This is a genomic window from Brevibacterium sp. S111, from assembly GCF_004745075.1.
Taxonomy (GTDB): domain Bacteria; phylum Actinomycetota; class Actinomycetes; order Actinomycetales; family Brevibacteriaceae; genus Brevibacterium.
The window spans coordinates 283,768-303,796 of the sequence record NZ_RHFH01000002.1 but is presented as its reverse complement, the minus strand read 5'-3'; the positions used below and the strand labels follow the sequence as shown (position 1 = coordinate 303,796).

Sequence of the window (20,029 nt, the reverse complement as noted above, 5' to 3'; positions counted from 1 at the left end):
GTTTCAGATTGCATACAATCCTAAACACAGGTTCTCAGTGCAATCCGTCATTCAAGCCGTCCAGACTCTGTTAGAATGGATTTGTTCCTGTACGACACTGTGCGGAACGTGTGGCGTTGCGAGCGTAGGTAGATTCGCTCCGCGCCCTGCAGTCGCCGAATCAGCGCGTGTCTACCATCCGCGCTTCTCATACTTTCTCTTCACTTTTCAGTCCAGTCGTACCTCGACTTCAATCCAGCACCTTCGAGTGCGTTATCGTCACCGAGCTTTCCGCTTCTTCGCCTGAGACAAGGATTTTTCACATCAGCACGAATTCCGGAGCTTCGGTTTCACCACAGTTTTTCGTTGGATCCGCGTACGACACTCGGTTCGTCCAACGAGAAGTCACACCATCAGACCAACGGCTGCTCGGCACTGTCGATCAGCTCCAGGCTCTGCAGGTGTGAACAGCCGGACCCGGTCACGGGTCCGACCATCACGACCGCACCAGCGGTCATCAGCTAAAAATAAGGATACAAAGATTATGGCAACAGGTACCGTGAAATGGTTCAACGCGGAAAAGGGTTTCGGATTCATCCAGCCTGACGACGGTTCGGCTGACGTGTTCACCCACTTCTCCGCGATCGAAGCCTCCGGCTACCGTGAGCTCACCGAGGGTCAGAACGTCGAGTTCGACTCTGAGATGGGTTCCAAGGGCCTGCAGGCGACTCGCGTCCGCGGCCTCTGAGACTCACTGTGAGTCTCATCAGAGACATCACAGGTCTCTCTCGAGACTTCTGAGATTCATCGGAGACCCTCCGCTTTCGGCACCGTCGTGATCGTCTCATCGGTCACCAGTCGCGGTCGGATGGTTTCCACCAGCGAAGCACCGAAGCAGTCAGCTGCCTCGGTGCTTCGCTCTATTCATGCCCGGTCCGCGCTCTTCATATCCGGTCCGTGCAATTCATGGTCTGTCCGTGCGGAACCGAGCTCTCAGCTGCTGCGCCGTCGGTCCAGCGCCCACCATAGGCCAAGGAACGTTGACATATAACTGTTGCGACTTCTACAGTCGTGGCAACGATCACAGGAGTGCTCAGACACACGACGGGGGCGGAGGCATGATGAGAAGAGGACGTCGGCTGAGCTGGATCATCGCCCTGCTGCTCCTCGTCACCGCGTGCCACGTCGCGGCGCATATTCCGCCGCTGACAAACTTCGCCGTCCTCTTCTGGGGACTCTCGCTGATCTTCCTCGTCATCGCCCTGATTCTGGCGATCATGCGCAGCCGGGAGCACGGTCGCAGCCGATGACTGATGTAGTCGCCCGGCCACCCGCCGAGGCCCCTCCTGCCGGTTCATCCCCGGCCTCCGGAAGCAGCCTCACCGCCGTCTTCGGTACCGAGACTCACCGCACCCGGTAGCGTGGGTTGTGACTCAGCGAATCCGATCACACAGGTGGTGCCCTCATGTCTCAGCCCGACTCCTCCATTCCGACGACCGTGGTCTTCGATCTCGGCAACGTCCTCATCGGATGGGACCAGTCGGGTCCGCTCGCTGACCGGATGAGCGCCGAAGAATGGCGCGACTTCGCCGCCGAAGCGGATTTCTCCGCCCTCAACTCCGCCTCCGACGCCGGCGTTCCGGTCGCCGAGATCGTCGCGCGGGCCGCTGCGACGGACCCTCGCCACGGCGAGATCATCTCCCTCTACTACGAGCGCTTCGAGAAGTCCCTGACCGGTCCGGTCGAGGGCATGGCCGAGGTCGTCGCCGAGCTCAAGGACTCAGGGACCAGACTGCTCGGCCTCTCGAACTGGGCGGCCGAGACCTTCCACCATGCCCCTGCAGCGGCACCGGCCATCAATGAGCTCGAAGACGTCGTCGTCTCCGGGCGCGAAAAGCTCATCAAACCCGATCCGGCGATCTTCCACGTGCTCACCGAGCGGTTCGACCTCGACCCGAGCCGGACCGTCTTCGTCGATGACCTGCCGTCGAACATCGAAGCCGCACGGAAGCTCGGATTCATCGGTCTCGTCTTCACCGACGCACAGTCCCTGCGCCGGGATCTGGCTGGTCTGGAGCTGCTGGAACCGACGAACCGCTGACGAGAACCAGAGCAACTCCGCCTGGGCAGAGCACGCTTCGCATTGAGCCGAAGTTCAGTCGCAGGGCCTAACGTGGCCAGTATGACATATGTGATCGCTCAACCCTGTGTGGACGTGAAGGACCGTGCCTGTGTGGATGAGTGCCCGGTGGACTGCATCTACGAAGGCGAACGGATGCTCTATATCCATCCGGACGAATGCATCGACTGCGGAGCCTGTGAGCCGGTCTGCCCGGTGGAGGCGATCTTCTACGAAGATGACGTGCCCGAGGAGTGGTCGAGCTACTACAAGGCCAATGTCGAGTTCTTCGACGACATCGGCTCCCCGGGCGGGGCTGCCGGCATGGGCGTGATCGACAAGGACCATCCGCTCGTCTCCGCCCTCCCGCCGCAGAACCAGTGATTCGCCGGGCGACGACGGCAGGATGCGTTCCACCCATTCCCAGTCGCCGTCTGCGGGCAGGACCTCGGTGCTGCGCGGGACCGATCAGCTTCCCTGTTCGAACTCGTCCTTCATCGCGGTGAGCGTGCGGTAGATGTTGATGCGCTGGAAGTCCGAGAAGGACTGCCCGCGCGTGACCACACGATCGAAGACCGCGGCCACCCAATCCGGCCAGCCGGTGCGATCATCGTTCCAGGTCTCGGTGACTCGCGTCGCTCCGCCGAGGTCCTCGAAGTCATAGGACCACGTGGCATTGCTGCCTTCGAGAGACGGCGAACGGGGACCGATCTTGCGCACCGTGAACGCGAACCGCCGGCCCGGCACGGAATCGATGACAACACTCTCGGTCACCCACCTCGCGCGGCCCCGCCGGTTGGTGCCTTCGAATACCTCGCCCACCGACAACGGGCGTGCATCCGCGCGGGTGCTGGCACCGGTGTTCTCCGGACTCCACCGGGGCATCTGCGTCGGATCGGCCACCTGCGCCCAGATGGCGTCGGCCTCTGCACGGATGACAATGCTGCCGCTGACCTGCATGGTGCGTCTCATCGAATTCCCTTCCTCGGTCACCCACCCAGCCTAGAGGGTCGTTCCGGTGTGCACCTGCCCGAGCCGGACTCACTCCCTCGTGTCACCGGTCTTTCGGCCCCGACCCAAGAGCGCCTCTTGGTGAGCGACGGTCTGGTCGCGCAGGGCCTGCACGACCGCGGCGATGGCGGGTCTGCGCAGCGAGTCGGGGCGCAGCACCATCCAGTAGGGCAGACGTTCGGCCACCGTGTCGGGGAAGAGGCGCACGAGGTCCGGATGGCGATCGGCCATGAAGCACGGCAGGAATCCGACCCCGGCACCCGCTCGGGTGGCTTCGACGTGGACGAAGACGTTTGTCGAAGTCAGGGCATCTTTCATTGAGGGGAAGAGCCGCGTCGGTGCGTCCAGATCGTCGACCTGGAGCATGGAGTCGACGAAGTAGACGAGTCGGTGTTCGCTCAGTTCGTCCACCGAGGTGGGAGTGCTGTGGGCGGCCAGATAGTCGCGTGCGGCGTACAGTCCGAGTTCGTAGTCGCCGAGCTTCACCGCCTCCGCCCGGTGCACGCGCGGTTCGCCGACGACGACTTCGATGTCGAGCCCCGACCTCTGCTGCAGGGCTTGGCGAGTGACGGTGACGATCTCAACGCTCAGACCCGGATGTCGGCGTCGGAGCCTGGCCACCGCGGGAGAGGCCACGTAGGCGCTGAAGCCGTCGGTGGCGGTCATCCGCACCACTCCTGCCACCGGATCCGGCACCTGTCCCTGTTCGCCGAGGCTGTGCACTGCCGCCTCCATCTGCTCGGCGACGACCACGGCCCGCTCTCCGAGCTCCGTGAGCTCCCATCCGCTGTCGGCGCGGGCCAGGACACGGCCGCCGAGGGATTTCTCCAACGCCGCGATGCGTCGGGAGACCGTTGAATGGGTCAGCCCCAGGTGGTGTGCCGCTGTCGTGAATTTCGCCGTGCGGGAGACGGCCAGCAGCACGAGCAGGTCATTGGGGGTGGTGTCCATGCCTGCCATAGTAGGCACAGACGATCACCTCGTGCCGTGTCCTCAGCGGACGATCTGCGGCGATGGCGAGCGCGTCCATCTCAGCAGCACGACGATTCCGCAGATGAAGAACACGATCCCCGAGGCGACCAGTCCGGTGACGATGACGCCGATATCGCTGCCCAAGTCGACGTCGTCGACCGGTTTGGTCGGTGCCGTCCCCTCGGGGTCGATGAGGACCGTGATCGTATCGCCCTCGTCGAAATCATCGAAGCCGTCCTTGCCGCGGTAGATGAGCGGCTCGGCGACCGGACTGCCGTCGGTGCGCTCGAGGGTGTAGGTGTGCGTGTAGGCCTTCCGAGACCGGGACGAACTCGAGTCGTGCCGGGTCTTCACCTCGACCTTGTGGTCAACGACGACCACCTCGGTGACTTCGCCCGACTGTGACAGGGCCACATCCTCGGCGAGCATCACCGTGCCGATGAGGGCGATTGCGACGACCGGACCGGTGTACCAATACGCCCATGCGCTGCCCATGATCATGCGCATCGCCAAAGTGACTCCGACGAAGACGAGGACCCCGAGGACGATGGTCAGCAGCTGCGCGGACGGAATCAGGTAGCCGATCGCAAAGACCACTCCGGTGCCGATGAGGAAGACGGCGCCGACGATGACGATGCTCAGGGGGTTCCGGCTGCCCCGATTCCGACGTCGGTCCCTCACGCCGCCATTCCTTTCCTTCCGGCGCTGCCCATCCGGGCACTGCTCATCACTGCGGCATGTTGACGAACCGGGACTTCGCGCCCTGGAACGCCACAGGGATGTCCATCGTCGGACCGGCACGGTGCTTGGCGACGATGATGTCGGCCTCACCGGCACGTTCGTGTTCCTTGTCGTACATGTCCTCACGGTGGATGAGCAGCACGAGGTCCGCATCCTGCTCGATCGAACCGGACTCACGCAGGTCCGAGATCATCGGCCGCTTATCGGTGCGCTGTTCGCTGCCGCGGTTGAGCTGAGACAGCGCGATGACGGGTACCTCGAGCTCCTTGGCCAACAGCTTCAGCGACCGGGAGAACTCCGAGACCTCCTGCTGACGGGATTCGACGCGCTTGCCCGAGGACATCAGCTGCAGGTAGTCGACACAGACCATCTTGAGATCGTGCTGCTGTTTGAGGCGGCGGCATTTCGCGCGGATCTCGGTCAGCGCCATGTTCGGCGAATCGTCGACGAACAGCGGGGCACTGTTGATGCGGGCTTCGGTCGCGGCCAAGGTCGTCCAGTCGTGTGGGCTGAGCTCGCCACGACGCAGGTTCTGCAGCGGAATCTCCGACTCTGCGGAGAGCAGACGCATGACGAGTTCGTTCTTGCCCATCTCGAGTGAGAAGAACACAGCGGCCTGATCGTTGTGGATCGCGGAAGAGCGGATGAAGTCGAGCGCCAACGTCGATTTGCCGACACCGGGGCGGGCGGCGATGACGATCATCGTGCCCGGGTGCAGACCGTTGGTGAGGTTGTCGAATTCGACGAAGCCCGTGGGCACGCCCGCGGTCTGCCCGTCGGTGTTGCCGTTGCGCTCGATCTCCTGAGCCACCTCGCCGAGGATGTCGGAGAGGATGACGTAGTCCTCGGTGGTATGACGTTCGGTGACCTTGTAGATCTCCGCCTGCGCGGAGTTCACGACGTCGTCGGTGTCGCCTTCGGCGTCATAGCCCATCTGCACAATGCGGGTGCCGGCCTCCACGAGGCGGCGCAGCACGGCCTGTTCGCTGACGATCGCGGCATAGTAGCCGGCGTTGGCCGCGGTCGGAACCGAAGAGATGAGAGTGTGCAGATAGGCGGCACCGCCGACGCGGGCGAGGTCGCCGGTCTTCGTCAGGTAGTTCGCCACTGTCACCGAGTCCGCGGGTTCGCCGCGGGAGTAGAGGTCGAGGACCGCCTCGTAGATGGTTTCGTGAGCGGGCTTGTAGAAGTCGTCGCCCTTCATCGTCTCGACGCAGTCGGCGATGGCGTCCTTCGACAGAAGCATCGCACCGAGCACACTCTGCTCGGCCTCGACGTCCTGCGGCGGGGTCCTCAGACCGTCATAGCCCTGGTCGTTGCTCAATCGTGTTCCTCTTCCTCACAGCCTCGTCTTCGCCCACCCCATGTGGTGCGCTCCAACTGTACCCGGCCACCGCTGCGACCGGACACCGACCATCGTAGGTCCCGGCACGGACATGATCGTGTCCGCCGGCTCCGACGGACACCCTCACCGAGGCGGCCCACCGTGACCCGGCGAGCCGCCTCGGTGACGGTGCGGACTTCTCAGTCCCGAGCCCGCCCGGCCGTGGCCACGGAGTGCAGGATCGGCTTCGTCAGCTGCAGTCCGGCACGGATGATGACGATGCCGACGACGACGGTCAGCAGGATCGTGAGGAATGTGACCGGTTTGAATACGAGCGCCGCCCCGGCCAGGGGCAGTACGAGCAGCAGACCGAGCCCTCCGGCCAGCAGCGACACCCAGATCGCCGGTGCCATGACGGCCCGCACGAGTGCGCGGTGGATGAGCTGGGGGTCGACGCCTGCGGCGAAGAGGTCGGAGAAGGTGTCGGCCCTGTCGTGGATGTCGGCGACCTGGTTGATCACCGCCGAGACGGCGATGAGCACGATCGCGATGCCCATGACGAGCAGCACTCCGGTGAAGAGGTCGTGGAAGAGGTGGATATCGCTCTCTCTCATCCCTGACTGCGGGTCATCGGCGGTGTCGAGTCCGAGCTGCATGAGGGCCACGCCGGACCCGCACACGGCCGCGGTGAAGGCGGCCATCGCCAGTCCCGAAACCCGACGCCAGAACCTCTTCGGTTCGTCGGAGACGAGACGGGCGGCGATGAGACGTTCAGGGGTGGCCGCGCGGTTGCCGCTGAGGTGAGCGAACCAGCGGACGAGGAGTCCGCCGACGAGGTCGACGACGATGAGACCGAGCGCGAAGAAGCCGACCACTGCGGCCAGAATGACTCCCACGCCGAGGCCGCCGCTCTGGGTCAGTGCGTACACGACCGGCAGCAGACAGATTGCCAGCACCGTGACCACGACCCGGCCCACGGGGAACTTCCGGTCCAGGCTCTTCGTCCGCACACCCAGCGGGGAGACCGCGACCTTCCGCAGCCCGATGAGCGCCGAACCCGCACAGACGAGGACGAGTCCGGCCACCACTGTGAGGACGAGCCAGGCCGGCATGAGCATGTTCGCGTACCCGATGGGCCGGCCCATGAAGTGGATGAAGCTGACCGGCAGCGCCAGGCCCAGGTAGCCGACCACGCCGAGAACGATCCCGACCAGGGCGGGAATGAGAGGTTCGGCCACGGCAAGTGCCGTGATCTGTCTGCGTTCGGCTCCGAGCAGCGACATCGTCGACAGACGTTCGTCCTGGCGGCGGGCCGACAGGGTGGCCGAAGCCGAGGCCAAAGTCGCTGCGGGGATGATCAGCAGTGCCGTGGCCAACGCGGCCAGGGTCTTGTACATGATGTCGAATCCCGCTTCGGCGGGGTCCGGGTTCGGTGGGATCTGGAAGAACATCCAGGCACCCGCCGCCACCGTGAGGAACAGTGTGGCGCAGGCGAAGAAGGCTGCTGCCACGAGCACGGAAGTCGGCGAGGTCAGCGACCGACGCCCGAGCACGAGGGAAACGGTGCGAAATGAAGTGGACAAGGGATCTCCTCTCAGGCCCGGGTCAGTGTCGGGGAAGCCTGCGCGGCCGCCTCGGCGGGGGTCCGGTTCTCGGGCTCCGCCTCGGTGACTCGGCGGACGAGGGGTCGTGTGAACTGCAGACCCAACCACACCATCGCCACTCCGGCGACGAGGACGATGGTGACGACGCCGATGGTGAAGGGATCGCCGAGGTCGCCGGCCGAGGCCATGAGACCGGCGAGCAGTCCTCCGAGGAGCAGGGAGACGACGGTGACGAGGAGGATCGGAGACATCACCGCGTTCACGGTCACCCGGTGCATCATCGCCTGCGGCATCCCGGCGGCGTGGAGCTCGCGGTAGGTGCCGGCCCGGTCGAGGATGTCTGCGGCCTGATTGATCGTGGCGGAGACGATGACGAGGGCGAAGGCGATGGCCAGGGTGAGGAGGAGGCCGGTGAAGATGTCGTCGCCGAGGTACTGGTACGGGCCCATGACGGCGCGCTCCTCCGCGGTGAGGTCGCCCTGACCGCTGCGCATCATCGCGGTGCCCGCCCCGCCGACGACGGCGATGAAGGTGATCATCGCCAGCCCGGCGACCCGCCGCCAGTACTGTCCAGGGGCGTCGGCGATCACTCCGGCCGCCATCACCGAGGCGGGACCGCGGGCGATCTTCGCCGTGATCCCCGCGTGGATGCGGATGCACAGCACCCCGATGACGCTGATGAGCAGGAGGGCAAGACCGATTGTCGCAATGCTCGAGATGATGGTGGCCGTGACCGCCATTTCGACTTGGGTGGAGACGAAGACGGCTGTGGCCACGACGAGGACGAGCACGATGGCGGTGATGACCCGGAGCAGCGGGAACTTCCGCTCGAGGGATCGGGTGCGCACTCCCAGCGGGGAGACGGTGATCTTGCGCAGGCCGAGCAGTGAGGCCAGCAGGCAGACGAGGACGAGACCGATCACGACGGCGGCGAGCAGCCAGACCGGCATGAGCAGAGACTGGTATCCCAGGGGCTGGCCGGTGAAGGTCACGAGGCTCAGCGGCCAGGCGAGCAGCAAGTAGCCACCGATGCCCAAGACGATGCCGATGGCGGCGGGGATGAAGGGTTCGGCGACGGCGATGAGGCGGATCGTGCTGCGTTTCGCGCCGAGCAGTGACAGCGTCGAGAGGCGCTCGTCCTGGCGACGTGCGCTGAGTTTCGCCGAGGCGACTCCGAGGCTGACCGCGGGAACGATGAGGAAGACAGTGGCGAAGACCGCGAGCAGTTGGTAGAGCTCGGCGACCTCGGAGTAGCCGGTGACTTCGGGGCGGTCGGTGAACGCCCAGGCACCGGCGGCGACGGTGAGGAAGATCGTCGAGCAGGAGAAGAAGGCGATGCCCACGAGCTTCGCCGTCGTCGAGGTCAGGGACTGTCGGGACAGGAGGATGGGAAGGAGATTCATCGGTGCCCTCATCCGTGGTTCTGGACTCGGGGCTGGTGAGCCGGGGCCTGGTGGGTGGTGCCCTGTAGTGCGGAGTCGGCGACGATGCGACCGTCGGCGAGCCTGACGATGCGGGAGCAGCGGGCGGCGACGTTCTCATCGTGGGTGACGACGACGAGTGTGGATCCCCGACCCGTCGTGGAGTCGAGCAGCTCGGTGAGCACCTCGGCGGAGGTGCGCGAGTCGAGGGCGCCGGTCGGTTCGTCGGCGAACGTGACGACGGGCTGGGTGACCTGGGCGCGGGCGATCGCCACTCGCTGGGCCTGCCCGCCGGAGAGCTGTCCGATGCGTTTGTTGACGTGTTCGGCCAGGCCGAGGCGATCGAGCCAGGCCCGTGCATGCTTGGTGGCGTCCGAGCGGTTCATTCCGGCGAGCATGGCGGCGAGCGCGACATTGTCCAGGGCGGTGAGCTCGGGCAGGAGCAGTCCCTGCTGGAAGACGAAGCCGAAGACTTCGCGGCGCAGGGCCGTGCGACCGGATTCCTTGAGCGAGGTGATGTCCGCGGCCGCACTGCGGTCGGTCGGCGAGAGGCGGATGCGACCGTCATCGGGATGGATGATGCCGGCCAGGCAGTGGAGGAGGGTGGTCTTGCCCGAACCGGAGGGTCCCATGATCGCCAGGGATTCGCCGAGTCCGATCGTGAGGTCGATGCCGGCGAGCGCATAGGTCTGATTGAAGTGCTTGGTGACGCCGCCGGCAGTGATGATGGAGGGAAGATGCTGTGCAGGGGTCTGTGAAGAAGTCATGTCTCTATGCTCTCTCCCGGGCACTGTGTCGGCCATGAAGTCATCCCACAGGTGGGGAGGGGAAAACCCAACTTCTGTTGAAGGAAAGCCGAAGTCGGGTTCGGGACTTGATAATCTCCTCACACCACGTCATCGTCTGAGCAGACGCAAGCCTTGCCACCGGGGAGCCATCATGAAGATCAACTGGACATCCATCTTCGTCACCGATCAGCAGAAGGCCTTGGACTTCTACACCGACAAGCTCGGTTTCGCCGTCAAACACGACATCGACATGGGCGGTCCCCGGTGGCTGACCGTGGTCTCTCCGGAGGAGCCGGATGGGGTCGAGATCGTCCTCGAACCCAATTCGCACCCCGCGGTGGCACCCTTCACCGAGGCGCTCGTGGCCGATGGGATCCCGATGAATCAGTTCGCTGTCGACGACGTCCAGGCCGAGTACGAACGCCTGAAGAGCCTCGGAGTGACGTTCATTCAGGAGCCCGCCACGATGGGTCCGATCACCACGGCCGTCCTCGACGACACGGTCGGCAATCTCATCCAGCTCGTCCACCAGGCCGACGGCGCTTGACGCCGAGCACGTACGGGGTCAGCAATGCCGCACTCGGCAACCGCGCATCCCTGAGTTCATCGGACAGCTCTGTCCAAGTCGCCGTCAGAACCCGCCCTGTTCTGAGCTCACCCCGGCAGCAGCACGATGACGGTGTGGATGAGGAGGCCGACGAGGGCGCCGATGACGGTGCCGTTGATGCGGATGTACTGGAGGTCGCGGCCGACGTAGAGTTCGATGCGTTCGGCGGCTTCCTTCGCGTCCCACCGTTCGATGGTGTCGGAGATGACGCTGGCGATTTCGGGGCCGAAGCTCTCGGCGAGGTCGCCGGCCGTGGTCGCGATCCGATCGTCGATCCGGCGGGAGAAATCCGAGTCGGACTGCAGCCGGTCGGCGAATTCACCGATGAGCTGCCAGATGCGGGCGCGCACTTCACCGTCACTGTCGATGATCGCCTCGCGCAGCAGCGCCTTGAGCGAGGTCCAGATCTCGAGCACCGATTCGATGACCCCGTCCTGGCTGAGCAGGTCGTTGATGATGACCTCGGCTCGCTGTGACAGCGAGGTCTCGGAGTCGAGGTCGTCGGAGAGGTCGACGAGCCAGGCGTCGAGGGCCTGCCGGGCTTTGTGGTATTCGTCGTCGCGGACGTTGGCGACCCAGCCGAGCACCTCACGCTGGAGCCGGTTCGCCAGCTGTTCGTTGACGAAATCGGGTACCCAGGACGGTGCCCGGTTGTGAACGATCTCGTCGATGACCTGCGGATTGTCGCGCAGCCAGGTGTACGCCTCGGCGATGATGAGGTCGACGAGTTTGTGGTGGGCTCCGTCGAGCACGATCTGGCGCAGCAGCTGTGCCAGCACCGGTGTCTTGCGGGTCGCCACGAGCCTGGGAATGATGACGTTCCTGGTCAGTGCCGCGATCGAGTCATCGTCGATGCGCGCGAGCACGTACTCGAGCCCGCCTGCGGCACGGTCGACGACGATGTCACGGTTGCCCGGTTTGGCCAGCCATTCTCCGACCCGGTGAGACACCTCGGCGGATCGGATCTTCGTCGACACCGCCTCGGCGTGGAGGAAGTTCGCGGCGACGAAGGCCGAGAGGCTCGCGCCCAGGGTGTCCTTCTTGCGCGGGATGATCGCGGTGTGCGGGATCGGCAGGCCGAGGGGGTGGCGGAAGAGCGCGGTGACGGCGAACCAGTCGGCGATCGCGCCGATCATCGCGGCTTCCGAGGCGCGGGAGACGAAACCCCAGACACCGGTGTTGTCGGTGAAGAGATGAGTGGACAGGAAGATGAGCGTGGCCAGGATGAGCAGGGACAGCGCGAGTGTGCGCATCTTCTTCAGCCCGCGAGCGCGCTCCTGGTCTTCGGCCGTGAGCTCGGCCGGCCCGCCGGTTCCACCTGCCGCACCGAAGCGCGGAACGGATGGTGTCTTCTCGATCGACATCGTTACCCCCTGCTCAACGACTTTAGCGAAACCACGGCCCTCACCCCGCATCCGCAGGCGGATTCTCACCTGGGAATTCGGCGGGGAGTCCGAGCGCCGGCCACACAACGCACCGTTGACCGCACAACGCCCCGTTACCGACATAGCGCCCCGTTGCACCGGGTGGTTGAGCCCCTGCCTGTAGGAGAAGAGCTCCCCGCGCGCCGTCAATCGGGTTAAAGTGCCACCATGGCCCGCCCCTTGACCGCCCGAGAACACAGTGTCGCGCTGTTCATCATCCGTTGTGCCACGACCTCTCCCGACGAATCGGACTACGCGAACTTCACTTCTCAGCAGCGAGACGCCTGGGACCCACCGGTGCCGATCACGGCCGAACAGAGACAGACCTGGGAGAACAGCCTCGGCGAGGTGCTGGTGACAAATGAATGTGGTTGCGGCATCTGCCCGAGCATCGGCATGCGCCCCAGACATCGCACCGACGATGACAAACGCAACGACCAGGGCGGCGACGGGGACTGGTCGGATCGCATCGTCCTCACTGCCGATGTATCCGGGGCGATGCTCCTGCTCTTCATCGACGACGACATTCCCAGCTATCTCGAGTTGGCCCCGACCGATGACGAGCTGAGCTTCGCGGAGTTCTCCGAGCCAGAGTCGATCAGTATCTGATCAGAACCTCCAACTCGCCGAGGCGGCTCCGAGCCGCCGATGAACGCTAGGCTCGATGGATGGAGTATTTCGAGGATCGTGAGCGGGCGGAATCCTTCGGCGAGGTGGCCCGAGACTACGATGCCTACCGGCCGAAGTATCCTGCCCCACTCATCACGGAGATCATGCAGGCGGCCAGGGCGACCGCCGAGTCTCGCACGGGCGACCCGCGCATCCTCGACGTCGGTTCGGGAACCGGCATCCTCGCCTCTCAGCTCAGGGACGCAGGGGCTGAGATCCTCGCGGTCGAACCGGACACCGCGATGGCACAGGTCGCCAGGTCCAAGGGCCTCGAAGTGGAGATCTCGACGTTCGAGGAGTGGGAGGCACACGGCCGCATGTTCGACCTCATCAGCTTCGGACAGTCCTTCCACTGGGTAGACCCGATGGCTGCTCTGCCGCGAATCCGCACCTTGCTCGAACCCGCGGGAAAACTGGCCCTGGCCTGGAACGATATCGAACCGAAGGGTGAATTCCGCGACCGGCTCGATGCGATCTCCGCTCGTTTCCACGCCGAGGGCACGACCGCGGGTCTGGGTGCTGCACCGATTCCGGGCACTGCTGCGGACCCGAGCACGCCAGCGGATCCGAGCACGCCAGCGGGCCCGGGCACGGCAGAGACCGCGGGCAACTTCGAAGCTGTCGAGCATCCGGCCCTCACACAGCTGCGCGCCTCCGGTTTCACGCCGCACGAATCCGTTTTCGCCGAAGACCTCTGGTATTCGAGGCACAATTGGCTCTCGATGCTGTTCACCTACTCGGCTCAGCTGACGATGGATCCGGTGAAGCGAGCGGTCATGCGCGAAGAGCTGTCGGCCGAAATCCCTGACGACGGACTCGAAGCACGAAATGAAGCCCTGCTGATCCTCGCTGGGGTCTGAAGGTCTCCCGCTCGCACGCCCGACACACCCCTGCCAGGGGCTGAGCATCCCTCACCGTTCCCGCCACGCCGGACTCTTACCGCCACAACGCACCGGTGCAACGGGAGGCTGTGCGGCTGCCGGGAGGTTGTGACGCTGACGGTCCAGCATGCTCCACGTCCGGGCACCGGGCCGGGGTGCTCCGCGTCCAGGCACTGGGCCGGTGGCGCGCTGGCGAAGCCCGACCCGTAGAGTGAGAGGGGTCTGGTCACCGCTGTCCTGCGCCGGGGGCCGCACGGGCTCTGCGCCACAGACTCAGCGAGACGACCGGATCGACGCCATCAGCATCCGACCGTCAGGAGCAGTCGTGCCAGCTCAGCCCGCCGAGGCCACCATCTCCGAGATCACCGATCTCATCACGTTCGACACGACGAGCCGGGACTCGAACCTCCCGCTCATCGAGCACGTCGAAGCCCGCCTCGAAGCCGCCGGCATCACCTTCCTGCGGATCCCGAATCCCGAGGGCACGAAGGCCAACCTGCTCGCCACCATCCCCGCCGCCGACGGCACGAAGACCGGCGGAGTAGTCCTCTCCGGTCACACCGATGTCGTCCCCGTCGACGGCCAGGACTGGTCATCGGACCCATTCGCACCCGAGATCCGCGATGGAAAGTACTATGCCCGCGGCAGTGCGGACATGAAGTCCTTCGTCGGCGTCATCCTCTCCCGCCTCGAGACCCTGGCGGCCGCGAAGCTGCGCGAACCCATCCACCTCGCCTTCTCCTATGACGAAGAGATCGGATGCGTCGGTGCGGTGTCCCTCGTCGAAGCGATCACCGAGGCGCAGCTGGCACCTCGCGGCTGCGTCGTCGGCGAACCCACGAGCATGCGCGTCATCCGCGGTCACAAGTCGATGAACGTCTTCCGCGTCGACTTCCACGGTGTGGCCGCTCACTCTTCGCTCACTCCCGAAGGCGTCAACGCCATCGCCTACGCCTCCGAGTTCGTCGCCTTCGTCCACGCGGTCGCCGCCGAATTCCGCACCGAGGGACCCTTCGACGAGGCCTATGTCGTGCCGTTCACCTCGGTCACGGCGAACACGTTCAGCGGCGGCATCGCCGTCAATACGATCCCCGCCGAGGCGAGCGTGCAGTTCGAGTTCAGATCGCTGGGCTCGGTCGATCGGGAAGAGCTCATCGCCCGTTTCCGCGCCGAAGCCGAGCGCCTGGGTCGCCAGATGGCGGCCGAGAACGACACCGCCGGCGTCGACTTCACCATCGAAGCCGGTGCCCCCGGCTGCGAGACCCCCGCCGATGCCGACATCGTCGACCTCGCCGCGAACTGGGGCGGCATCGCCACCGATGACAAGGTCACCTACGGCACCGAGGCGGGGCTGTTCTCGAACGCGGGCATCCCGACCGTCGTCTGCGGGCCCGGAGACATCGCCCAGGCGCACGCTCCCGATGAGTTCATCGAACTCGAGCAGATCGCCGCCTGCGAATCCTTCATCGACGCCCTCATCGCCGATCTCCGCACTGACTGAGCTCCCCGACGCCTCCCGCGGACTCAGTCGATGAACACTCCCACGACGAGGTTGATCGCCGTGGCGAGGATGACGGCGTTGAAGATGTAGGACAGGAGGCTGTGGCGCAGCACCACGGCCCGGATCTCAGTGGTCGACACACTCGTATCGGGCACTCCGAGGGACATGCCCACGGAGAACCCGAAGTAGAGGAAGTCCAGATATCTCGGCGGGACATCCGTGTTGAAGTCGATGCCCGCCGGCTCGTCACCGTCGAAGTATAAGAAGGCGTACCGGGCGGAGTAGAGCAGCTGCAGGCCGGCCCAGGACATGAACACACCGAGGAGGGCGATCGCCGCCGGCAGGGGTCCGGCATCGGATCCTCCCATGATGAGCAGACCGACGATGCCGCCGATGCCCAGCAGCTGGGCGACGGTGACGACGACCTCGTCGATGATGGGCCGGAAGTCCTCCCGCTTCGCATTCGCTTGAGTCGCCTCGGCGTCCATGGGCCGCAGCACTACCGTGCCCAGGATGACGAAGGTCGTGGTGACAACGGTGATCCCGACGAGTGTCGCGAATGCGGCGGCTTCAACCAGCGCGATGACGACGCCGACGACGAGACCGAGGACGATCGAGGCGACCAATCGGTTGCCAGCGCTGATGAACAGCCTGTTCATGGACTCTCCGTTCGCTCATGCCGGTGATCGGCGGGCCACCCTTCCACTGTTGCACACCGGCCCGTCAGCCGGAAGCGAGGATCCCGAGACACCTGGTTCCCTTCGGTCGACCTTCGTGTTTGGATGGGAACACAGCCATCGAGGTCGAGGAGGCAGCATGGGATCCGAATTCAACGTCGGTGATCACGTGGGATGGAACTCGGAAGCGGGCGAGGTCTCCGGTACGATCACCAAGGTCCACACCTCGGATTTCGAGTACAAGGGGCACAACCGCCGGGCATCGCCGGACGAACCTCAGTACGAGATCCGCAGCGATAAGACCGACCACATCGCCGCGCACAAGGGCAGCGCACTTCACCGCATCGACAAGCGATGACCGACCCGACCCCCGCGGCAAGGGAATCCGAGTTTCTCACCATCGGGCATTCGAATCGTGAACTGAACGAGTTCATCGATCTCCTCACGGCCACCGGCACCGAGGTGGTCGTCGACGTCCGCAAACTCCCAGGATCGAACCGGAATCCCCAGTTCAACGCCGACACCCTTGAGACCGACCTCGCCGAGGCGGGGATCGAGCTGCGGCGCCTCGAGGGACTGACCGGCCGGCGACCGGTCAGCCGCACGGTGCCGTTCGACGTCAACGCTTGGTGGCAGAACAGAAGCTTCCACAACTACGCCGACCACTGCCTGTCCGAGGAGTTCCGTACGGACCTCGACACCCTCGTCGACTGGGGTGAGGACGTACGATGTGCGCTCATGTGCTCAGAAGCCGTGTGGTGGCGCTGCCACCGGAGGATCATCGCCGATCAGCTGCTCGGCCGTGGGCTCAAGGTCGCCCACGTGCTCGGCCATGACCATATCGATGCGGCGAAGCTGAGTGCGGGGGCGGTGCTCGATGAGGATGCACGCGTCACCTATCCGGCCGATGCCTGAAGGGCCGATCTGCTCCAACCGACGCCGCACGCTCCAGCGGACGCCGCAAACCCTGACAGACGCGCCGAGGCGGCACCTGAATACAGGTGCCGCCTCGGCGGTGGTGTGGGGAGGGTCGTGCCGGTCGGTACGGACCGGGCAGCCCTCTCGCCACGTCCGGATCAACGGATGGGGCCGATCAGGCCTTGCCGATGACCTCGAACTTGATCTTCGCGGTGATCTCGTCGTTGACGCGCACGACAGCGTTGTAGCTGCCCGGGGTCTTGACGTGCTCGGTCAGAGCGACCTGGCGACGATCGAAGTCGTGCCCGATTGCCGTCTGCAGCGCTTCGGCCACGAGAGCCGGGGTGACGGCGCCGAAGAGGCGACCGTTCTTGCCGGCCTTCATGTCGATGCGAGCCGTGGACGACTCGAGTTCGCCCTTGACCTTGACAGCCTCATCGTGGTCGGCGATCTGCTTGGCCTGACGGGCCTTGCGGACGGACTCGATGTGCTTCTCGGCGCCGGCGCTCCAGGCCGAAGCCCAGCCACGGGGCAGCAGCAGGTTGCGTGCGTATCCGGCACGAACCTCGACGACATCGCCGGCGGCACCGAGGCCGTCGACTTCCTGGTTCAGAATCACTTTGCGGTTAGGCATATTTCTTTCCCTCCGATCAGCGAGCTGAGCTCGAGTAGGGCAGAAGTGCCATCTCGCGGGCGTTCTTGACAGCCTTTGCGATGACGCGCTGTTCCTGCACGGTCACACCGGTGACGCGACGTGCACGGATCTTGCCGCGGTCGGAAATGAACTTACGGAGCGTAGCGGTGTCCTTGTAGTGGATGGTCGCCGCTTCGCCCTTCTTGAGCGGATTAGCCTTCTTCTTGATAGGCTTCCGGATCTCTGGCTTGGCCATGAGTATCTCCTGTTAACGAAATGTCTTCAGACGTGGATCAGAACGGGGGTTCGTCGGCGCCCGGGTTGCCCCAGCCGCCGTTTCCGCTCTGCGGGTTCGATGATGCCCACGGATCGTTGCCCGGTGCGTTGTTGCCCTGGCCGTAGCCGCCCTGGCGCTGACCACCCTGCTGGCTGCCCTGGGGGCCGCCCTGCTGGGGGTTGTTGCCCCATCCGGAGGACTGCTGGTTGCCGAAGCCGCCCTGCTGGCCGCCTCCGCCCTGGCCTCCGCCGAAGTTGCCGCCGCCGGAGAATCCTCCGCCGCCGGGGGTGTTCTTCGTCACCTGGGCGGTGGCGCGTCGCAGGCTGGGGCCGACTTCGTCGACATCCAGCTCCATGACGGTGCGCTTCTCGCCTTCCTTGGTTTCGAAGGACCGGGACTTCAAACGGCCCTGAACGACGACCCGTGTACCACGCTGCAGGGATTCGGCGACGTTCTCTCCCATTTCACGCCATACCGAGCAGCGCAGGAACAGGGTTTCCCCGTCCTTGAACTCGTTGGCCTGACGGTCGAAGATACGCGGCGTCGAGGCCACGGTGAAGTTTGCGACTGCAGCACCATTGGGTGTGAAGCGCAGTTCGGGATCGCTGGTCAGGTTCCCGACGACCGTGATGACTGTTTCGCCTGCCATTGAATGCTCCTTGAAGCGAGGTAGCTTAGATGCCTTACTTGGCGTCCGGGCGGAGGATCTTCGTGCGCAGAACGGACTCGTTGAGTCCGAGCTGACGATCGAGTTCCTTGGTCGTTGCAGGCTCGGCGTGGAAATCCACCACGACGTAGTAGCCCTCGGACTTCTTCTGGATCTCGTACGCGAAGCGACGACGTCCCCAGATGTCCACGTTGTCGACGGTGCCGTTCTCAGCCGGGACAACCTTGATCAGGTTGTTCACGGTGTCAGCCAGCGTCCGCTCTTCGAGGTCGTTGTCAAGAATGAGCATGAGCTCGTACTTACGCATATGTCACCCACCTCCTCTGGTCTTTGCGGCCATGGTCGGTCCATGGCAGGAGGGTATATGCATGTCCGTGCCGCTTCCGTGCTGGTCACGAAATGGGAACAGACCTCGCTAGTCTAGTCGACGCATCGGCGAGCTGTCATGTCCGTCCGCGTGGTCTGCCTTACGGCCTGCGTCCTGATGGCCCCCGTACCCTGCGTCGGCGTCGGCCGTAGGCGTGTGTCGAGGTTCCTCCCCTCGCCGAGGCGGCCCCGCCGTCGCCGTGCGGCCGCGGATCCGTCGCCGGTAGAGGTTCTCCCCGGCCATGATGACGACGAGGACGAGGGCGAGGAGTCGCAGCAGGGCGAAGAGCGCGACGAAGGCGGGATCGAGGCCCTCGTCGAGTTCGTAGCCGGAGACATCGCCGAGTCGGATGCCGACGGCGAAGACCGCCTCGGCGAGGGTCCAGACGATGAGCACCCACCAGCGGCGGATGGACAGGGCGACGAACGGCAGCAGCCACAGGCTGTCCCAGGGCATGAGGCCCGGTGCCAGGAGCAGGCAGCCTCCGATGAGCAGGCACGCGGACACGGCCGGGTCGAGGCCGGTGCGTCGCACCATGTGGAGGGCGGTGGCCACGGCGAGGATCACTCCGCCGCTGGCGATGATCCACAGTGGGGCCCACAGTGCGGTGTCGCCGAGGTCGGCCATGAGCAGAATCGAGGCGAAGGAGCCGCCGTCGACAGCATCGGAGTACCAGTGGATGACCCGGTCGACAGCCGTGCGGTCGATAACGAGCAGAAGCGCCGAGGTGATCATGGCCGCGGCGAGCATCATCCGCGGGTCCCGTGGCTGAAGTCCCCGTGCCGGGTGCGGCCCGGCCACGGCGAGGGCGAGGAGGACGAGCAGGGCGAGCGGGTTGATGAATGCCGCGATGCCCAGCAGCACGCCGGCCGGCCAGCCGCGCGGAGGTACCGGCGGAGAGCCTGTGAAGAGGACCATCGCCCAAATGCTCAGGGCTAGGGCGAGCGGGTCGAGTGTGGAGCCGAGGGTGAAGAGAATGAGCGGGGAGGCGAAAACCGCGATCAGCCAGGCGCGTTCGCGGGCGAGGACGAGCAGTCCCGCACCGAGGGCCGCGATCCCGGCGGTGTTGAGCAGGAGCACGACGACCATGAACAGTGAGACGTCGTTCGTGACCAGGTGGAGCAGGTCGACCAGGCGGGCCTCGAGTGGTGCCAATGCTCCCGCACCACCGTGCGAGCGGCCGAGCACTTCGGGATTGACGTCACCGGCGAAGGCCGTTGAGAGGGGGCCCGCGCACATCCTCGCCGAGGCGGCGGGCTGTTCGTATCCCGAGTTCAGACACGGCCCCTGCAGTGCCAGGGCAAGGAAAGTGGTGACACCGAGGACTGCTGCGAAGGCGTACGCCTGCGCGCTGCGGAACCGGCGACCGGCGACACCGAGGTGAATGCCGACCGGACCGCCGAGCAGAGGCTCGGCGATCCGGGTACTGGGCTTCGAGGGCATGGCTA

Annotated in this window: 24 protein-coding genes; 10 read left to right on the top strand and 14 right to left on the bottom strand. The window is 65.1% G+C overall.

What is annotated here, in order from left to right; all coding sequences use genetic code 11:
• Nucleotides 1-523: 523 nt before the first annotated feature.
• The 4 genes from EB836_RS03720 to fdxA all read left to right on the top strand — a co-directional run bounded on the left by EB836_RS03720 (nt 524) and on the right by fdxA (nt 2,482).
• Entirely contained in the window at nt 524-727 is a 204-nt protein-coding gene (locus EB836_RS03720; protein WP_062240453.1) for a cold-shock protein, read from the top strand.
• 373 nt (nt 728-1,100) lie between these two features.
• Nucleotides 1,101-1,289 (top strand): hypothetical protein, encoded by a 189-nt coding sequence (locus tag EB836_RS03715; protein WP_205683294.1) that lies wholly within the window; start codon nt 1,101-1,103, stop codon nt 1,287-1,289.
• A gap of 155 nt (nt 1,290-1,444) precedes the next feature.
• Complete coding sequence (locus tag EB836_RS03710) at nt 1,445-2,080, top strand: HAD family phosphatase (RefSeq protein ID WP_135537736.1); 636 nt, start codon at nt 1,445-1,447, stop codon at nt 2,078-2,080.
• 81 nt (nt 2,081-2,161) lie between these two features.
• Nucleotides 2,162-2,482, top strand: coding sequence for a ferredoxin (gene fdxA / locus EB836_RS03705; RefSeq protein WP_135537735.1), 321 nt, complete (start codon nt 2,162-2,164; stop codon nt 2,480-2,482).
• Between the two features lie 84 nt (nt 2,483-2,566).
• Here fdxA and EB836_RS03700 read toward each other — a convergent pair whose 3' ends face one another.
• The 7 genes from EB836_RS03700 to EB836_RS03670 all read right to left on the bottom strand — a co-directional run bounded on the left by EB836_RS03700 (nt 2,567) and on the right by EB836_RS03670 (nt 9,938).
• A complete protein-coding gene (locus EB836_RS03700) occupies nt 2,567-3,070 on the bottom strand; it encodes an SRPBCC family protein (protein ID WP_135537734.1) in 504 nt (167 codons plus the stop codon).
• Nucleotides 3,071-3,139: 69 nt separating this feature from the next.
• Nucleotides 3,140-4,060, bottom strand: coding sequence for a LysR family transcriptional regulator (locus EB836_RS03695; protein WP_135537733.1), 921 nt, complete (start codon nt 4,058-4,060; stop codon nt 3,140-3,142).
• A 42-nt stretch (nt 4,061-4,102) separates the two neighbouring features.
• Complete coding sequence (locus tag EB836_RS03690; RefSeq protein ID WP_135537732.1) at nt 4,103-4,762, bottom strand: hypothetical protein; 660 nt, start codon at nt 4,760-4,762, stop codon at nt 4,103-4,105.
• Between the two features lie 46 nt (nt 4,763-4,808).
• Complete coding sequence (dnaB, locus tag EB836_RS03685; protein ID WP_135537731.1) at nt 4,809-6,146, bottom strand: replicative DNA helicase; 1,338 nt, start codon at nt 6,144-6,146, stop codon at nt 4,809-4,811.
• A gap of 200 nt (nt 6,147-6,346) precedes the next feature.
• Nucleotides 6,347-7,729 (bottom strand): FtsX-like permease family protein, encoded by a 1,383-nt coding sequence (locus EB836_RS03680; protein ID WP_135537730.1) that lies wholly within the window; start codon nt 7,727-7,729, stop codon nt 6,347-6,349.
• A gap of 11 nt (nt 7,730-7,740) precedes the next feature.
• A complete protein-coding gene (locus tag EB836_RS03675) occupies nt 7,741-9,153 on the bottom strand; it encodes an ABC transporter permease (protein WP_240689575.1) in 1,413 nt (470 codons plus the stop codon).
• 8 nt (nt 9,154-9,161) lie between these two features.
• Complete coding sequence (locus EB836_RS03670) at nt 9,162-9,938, bottom strand: ABC transporter ATP-binding protein (protein WP_135537728.1); 777 nt, start codon at nt 9,936-9,938, stop codon at nt 9,162-9,164.
• 172 nt (nt 9,939-10,110) lie between these two features.
• On the opposite strand from EB836_RS03670, the gene EB836_RS03665 reads away from it, so the two are divergent.
• Nucleotides 10,111-10,506, top strand: a complete 396-nt coding sequence (locus tag EB836_RS03665) for a VOC family protein (protein ID WP_135537727.1) — start codon at nt 10,111-10,113, stop codon at nt 10,504-10,506.
• A 107-nt stretch (nt 10,507-10,613) separates the two neighbouring features.
• Here the strand turns inward: EB836_RS03665 and EB836_RS03660 are convergent, their stop codons facing one another.
• On the bottom strand, nt 10,614-11,930 hold the full coding sequence (locus EB836_RS03660) for a DUF445 domain-containing protein (RefSeq protein WP_135537726.1): 1,317 nt from the start codon (nt 11,928-11,930) through the stop codon (nt 10,614-10,616).
• 228 nt (nt 11,931-12,158) lie between these two features.
• On the opposite strand from EB836_RS03660, the gene EB836_RS03655 reads away from it, so the two are divergent.
• From EB836_RS03655 to argE, 3 genes are all read left to right on the top strand, one after another.
• Nucleotides 12,159-12,599, top strand: coding sequence for a hypothetical protein (locus tag EB836_RS03655; RefSeq protein WP_135537725.1), 441 nt, complete (start codon nt 12,159-12,161; stop codon nt 12,597-12,599).
• A gap of 59 nt (nt 12,600-12,658) precedes the next feature.
• On the top strand, nt 12,659-13,519 hold the full coding sequence (locus EB836_RS03650; protein ID WP_135537724.1) for a class I SAM-dependent methyltransferase: 861 nt from the start codon (nt 12,659-12,661) through the stop codon (nt 13,517-13,519).
• A gap of 346 nt (nt 13,520-13,865) precedes the next feature.
• On the top strand, nt 13,866-15,041 hold the full coding sequence (gene argE / locus EB836_RS03645; protein WP_240689574.1) for an acetylornithine deacetylase: 1,176 nt from the start codon (nt 13,866-13,868) through the stop codon (nt 15,039-15,041).
• A gap of 23 nt (nt 15,042-15,064) precedes the next feature.
• Here the strand turns inward: argE and EB836_RS03640 are convergent, their stop codons facing one another.
• On the bottom strand, nt 15,065-15,700 hold the full coding sequence (locus EB836_RS03640) for a DUF1345 domain-containing protein (protein ID WP_135537722.1): 636 nt from the start codon (nt 15,698-15,700) through the stop codon (nt 15,065-15,067).
• Nucleotides 15,701-15,857: 157 nt separating this feature from the next.
• Here EB836_RS03640 and EB836_RS03635 point away from each other — a divergent pair, with 157 nt between their 5' ends.
• On the top strand, nt 15,858-16,076 hold the full coding sequence (locus EB836_RS03635) for a DUF2945 domain-containing protein (protein WP_135537721.1): 219 nt from the start codon (nt 15,858-15,860) through the stop codon (nt 16,074-16,076).
• Nucleotides 16,073-16,633, top strand: coding sequence for a DUF488 domain-containing protein (locus EB836_RS03630; RefSeq protein WP_135537720.1), 561 nt, complete (start codon nt 16,073-16,075; stop codon nt 16,631-16,633). The genes EB836_RS03635 and EB836_RS03630 overlap by 4 nt, the downstream gene beginning before the upstream one ends.
• Nucleotides 16,634-16,811: 178 nt before the next feature.
• On the opposite strand, the gene rplI is transcribed toward EB836_RS03630, so the two are convergent.
• The 5 genes from rplI to EB836_RS03605 form a co-directional block, all read right to left on the bottom strand.
• Entirely contained in the window at nt 16,812-17,270 is a 459-nt protein-coding gene (rplI, locus tag EB836_RS03625; protein WP_135537719.1) for a 50S ribosomal protein L9, read from the bottom strand.
• A gap of 16 nt (nt 17,271-17,286) precedes the next feature.
• Entirely contained in the window at nt 17,287-17,526 is a 240-nt protein-coding gene (gene rpsR, locus EB836_RS03620; RefSeq protein WP_135537718.1) for a 30S ribosomal protein S18, read from the bottom strand.
• 37 nt (nt 17,527-17,563) lie between these two features.
• A complete protein-coding gene (locus EB836_RS03615) occupies nt 17,564-18,196 on the bottom strand; it encodes a single-stranded DNA-binding protein (RefSeq protein WP_135537717.1) in 633 nt (210 codons plus the stop codon).
• A 34-nt stretch (nt 18,197-18,230) separates the two neighbouring features.
• Nucleotides 18,231-18,521, bottom strand: a complete 291-nt coding sequence (rpsF, locus tag EB836_RS03610) for a 30S ribosomal protein S6 (protein ID WP_025779601.1) — start codon at nt 18,519-18,521, stop codon at nt 18,231-18,233.
• Between the two features lie 108 nt (nt 18,522-18,629).
• The gene (locus EB836_RS03605; RefSeq protein ID WP_205683293.1) at nt 18,630-20,024 is read right to left on the bottom strand and encodes a hypothetical protein; all 1,395 of its coding nucleotides are present in this window, start codon (nt 20,022-20,024) and stop codon (nt 18,630-18,632) included.
• Nucleotides 20,025-20,029: the final 5 nt, after the last annotated feature.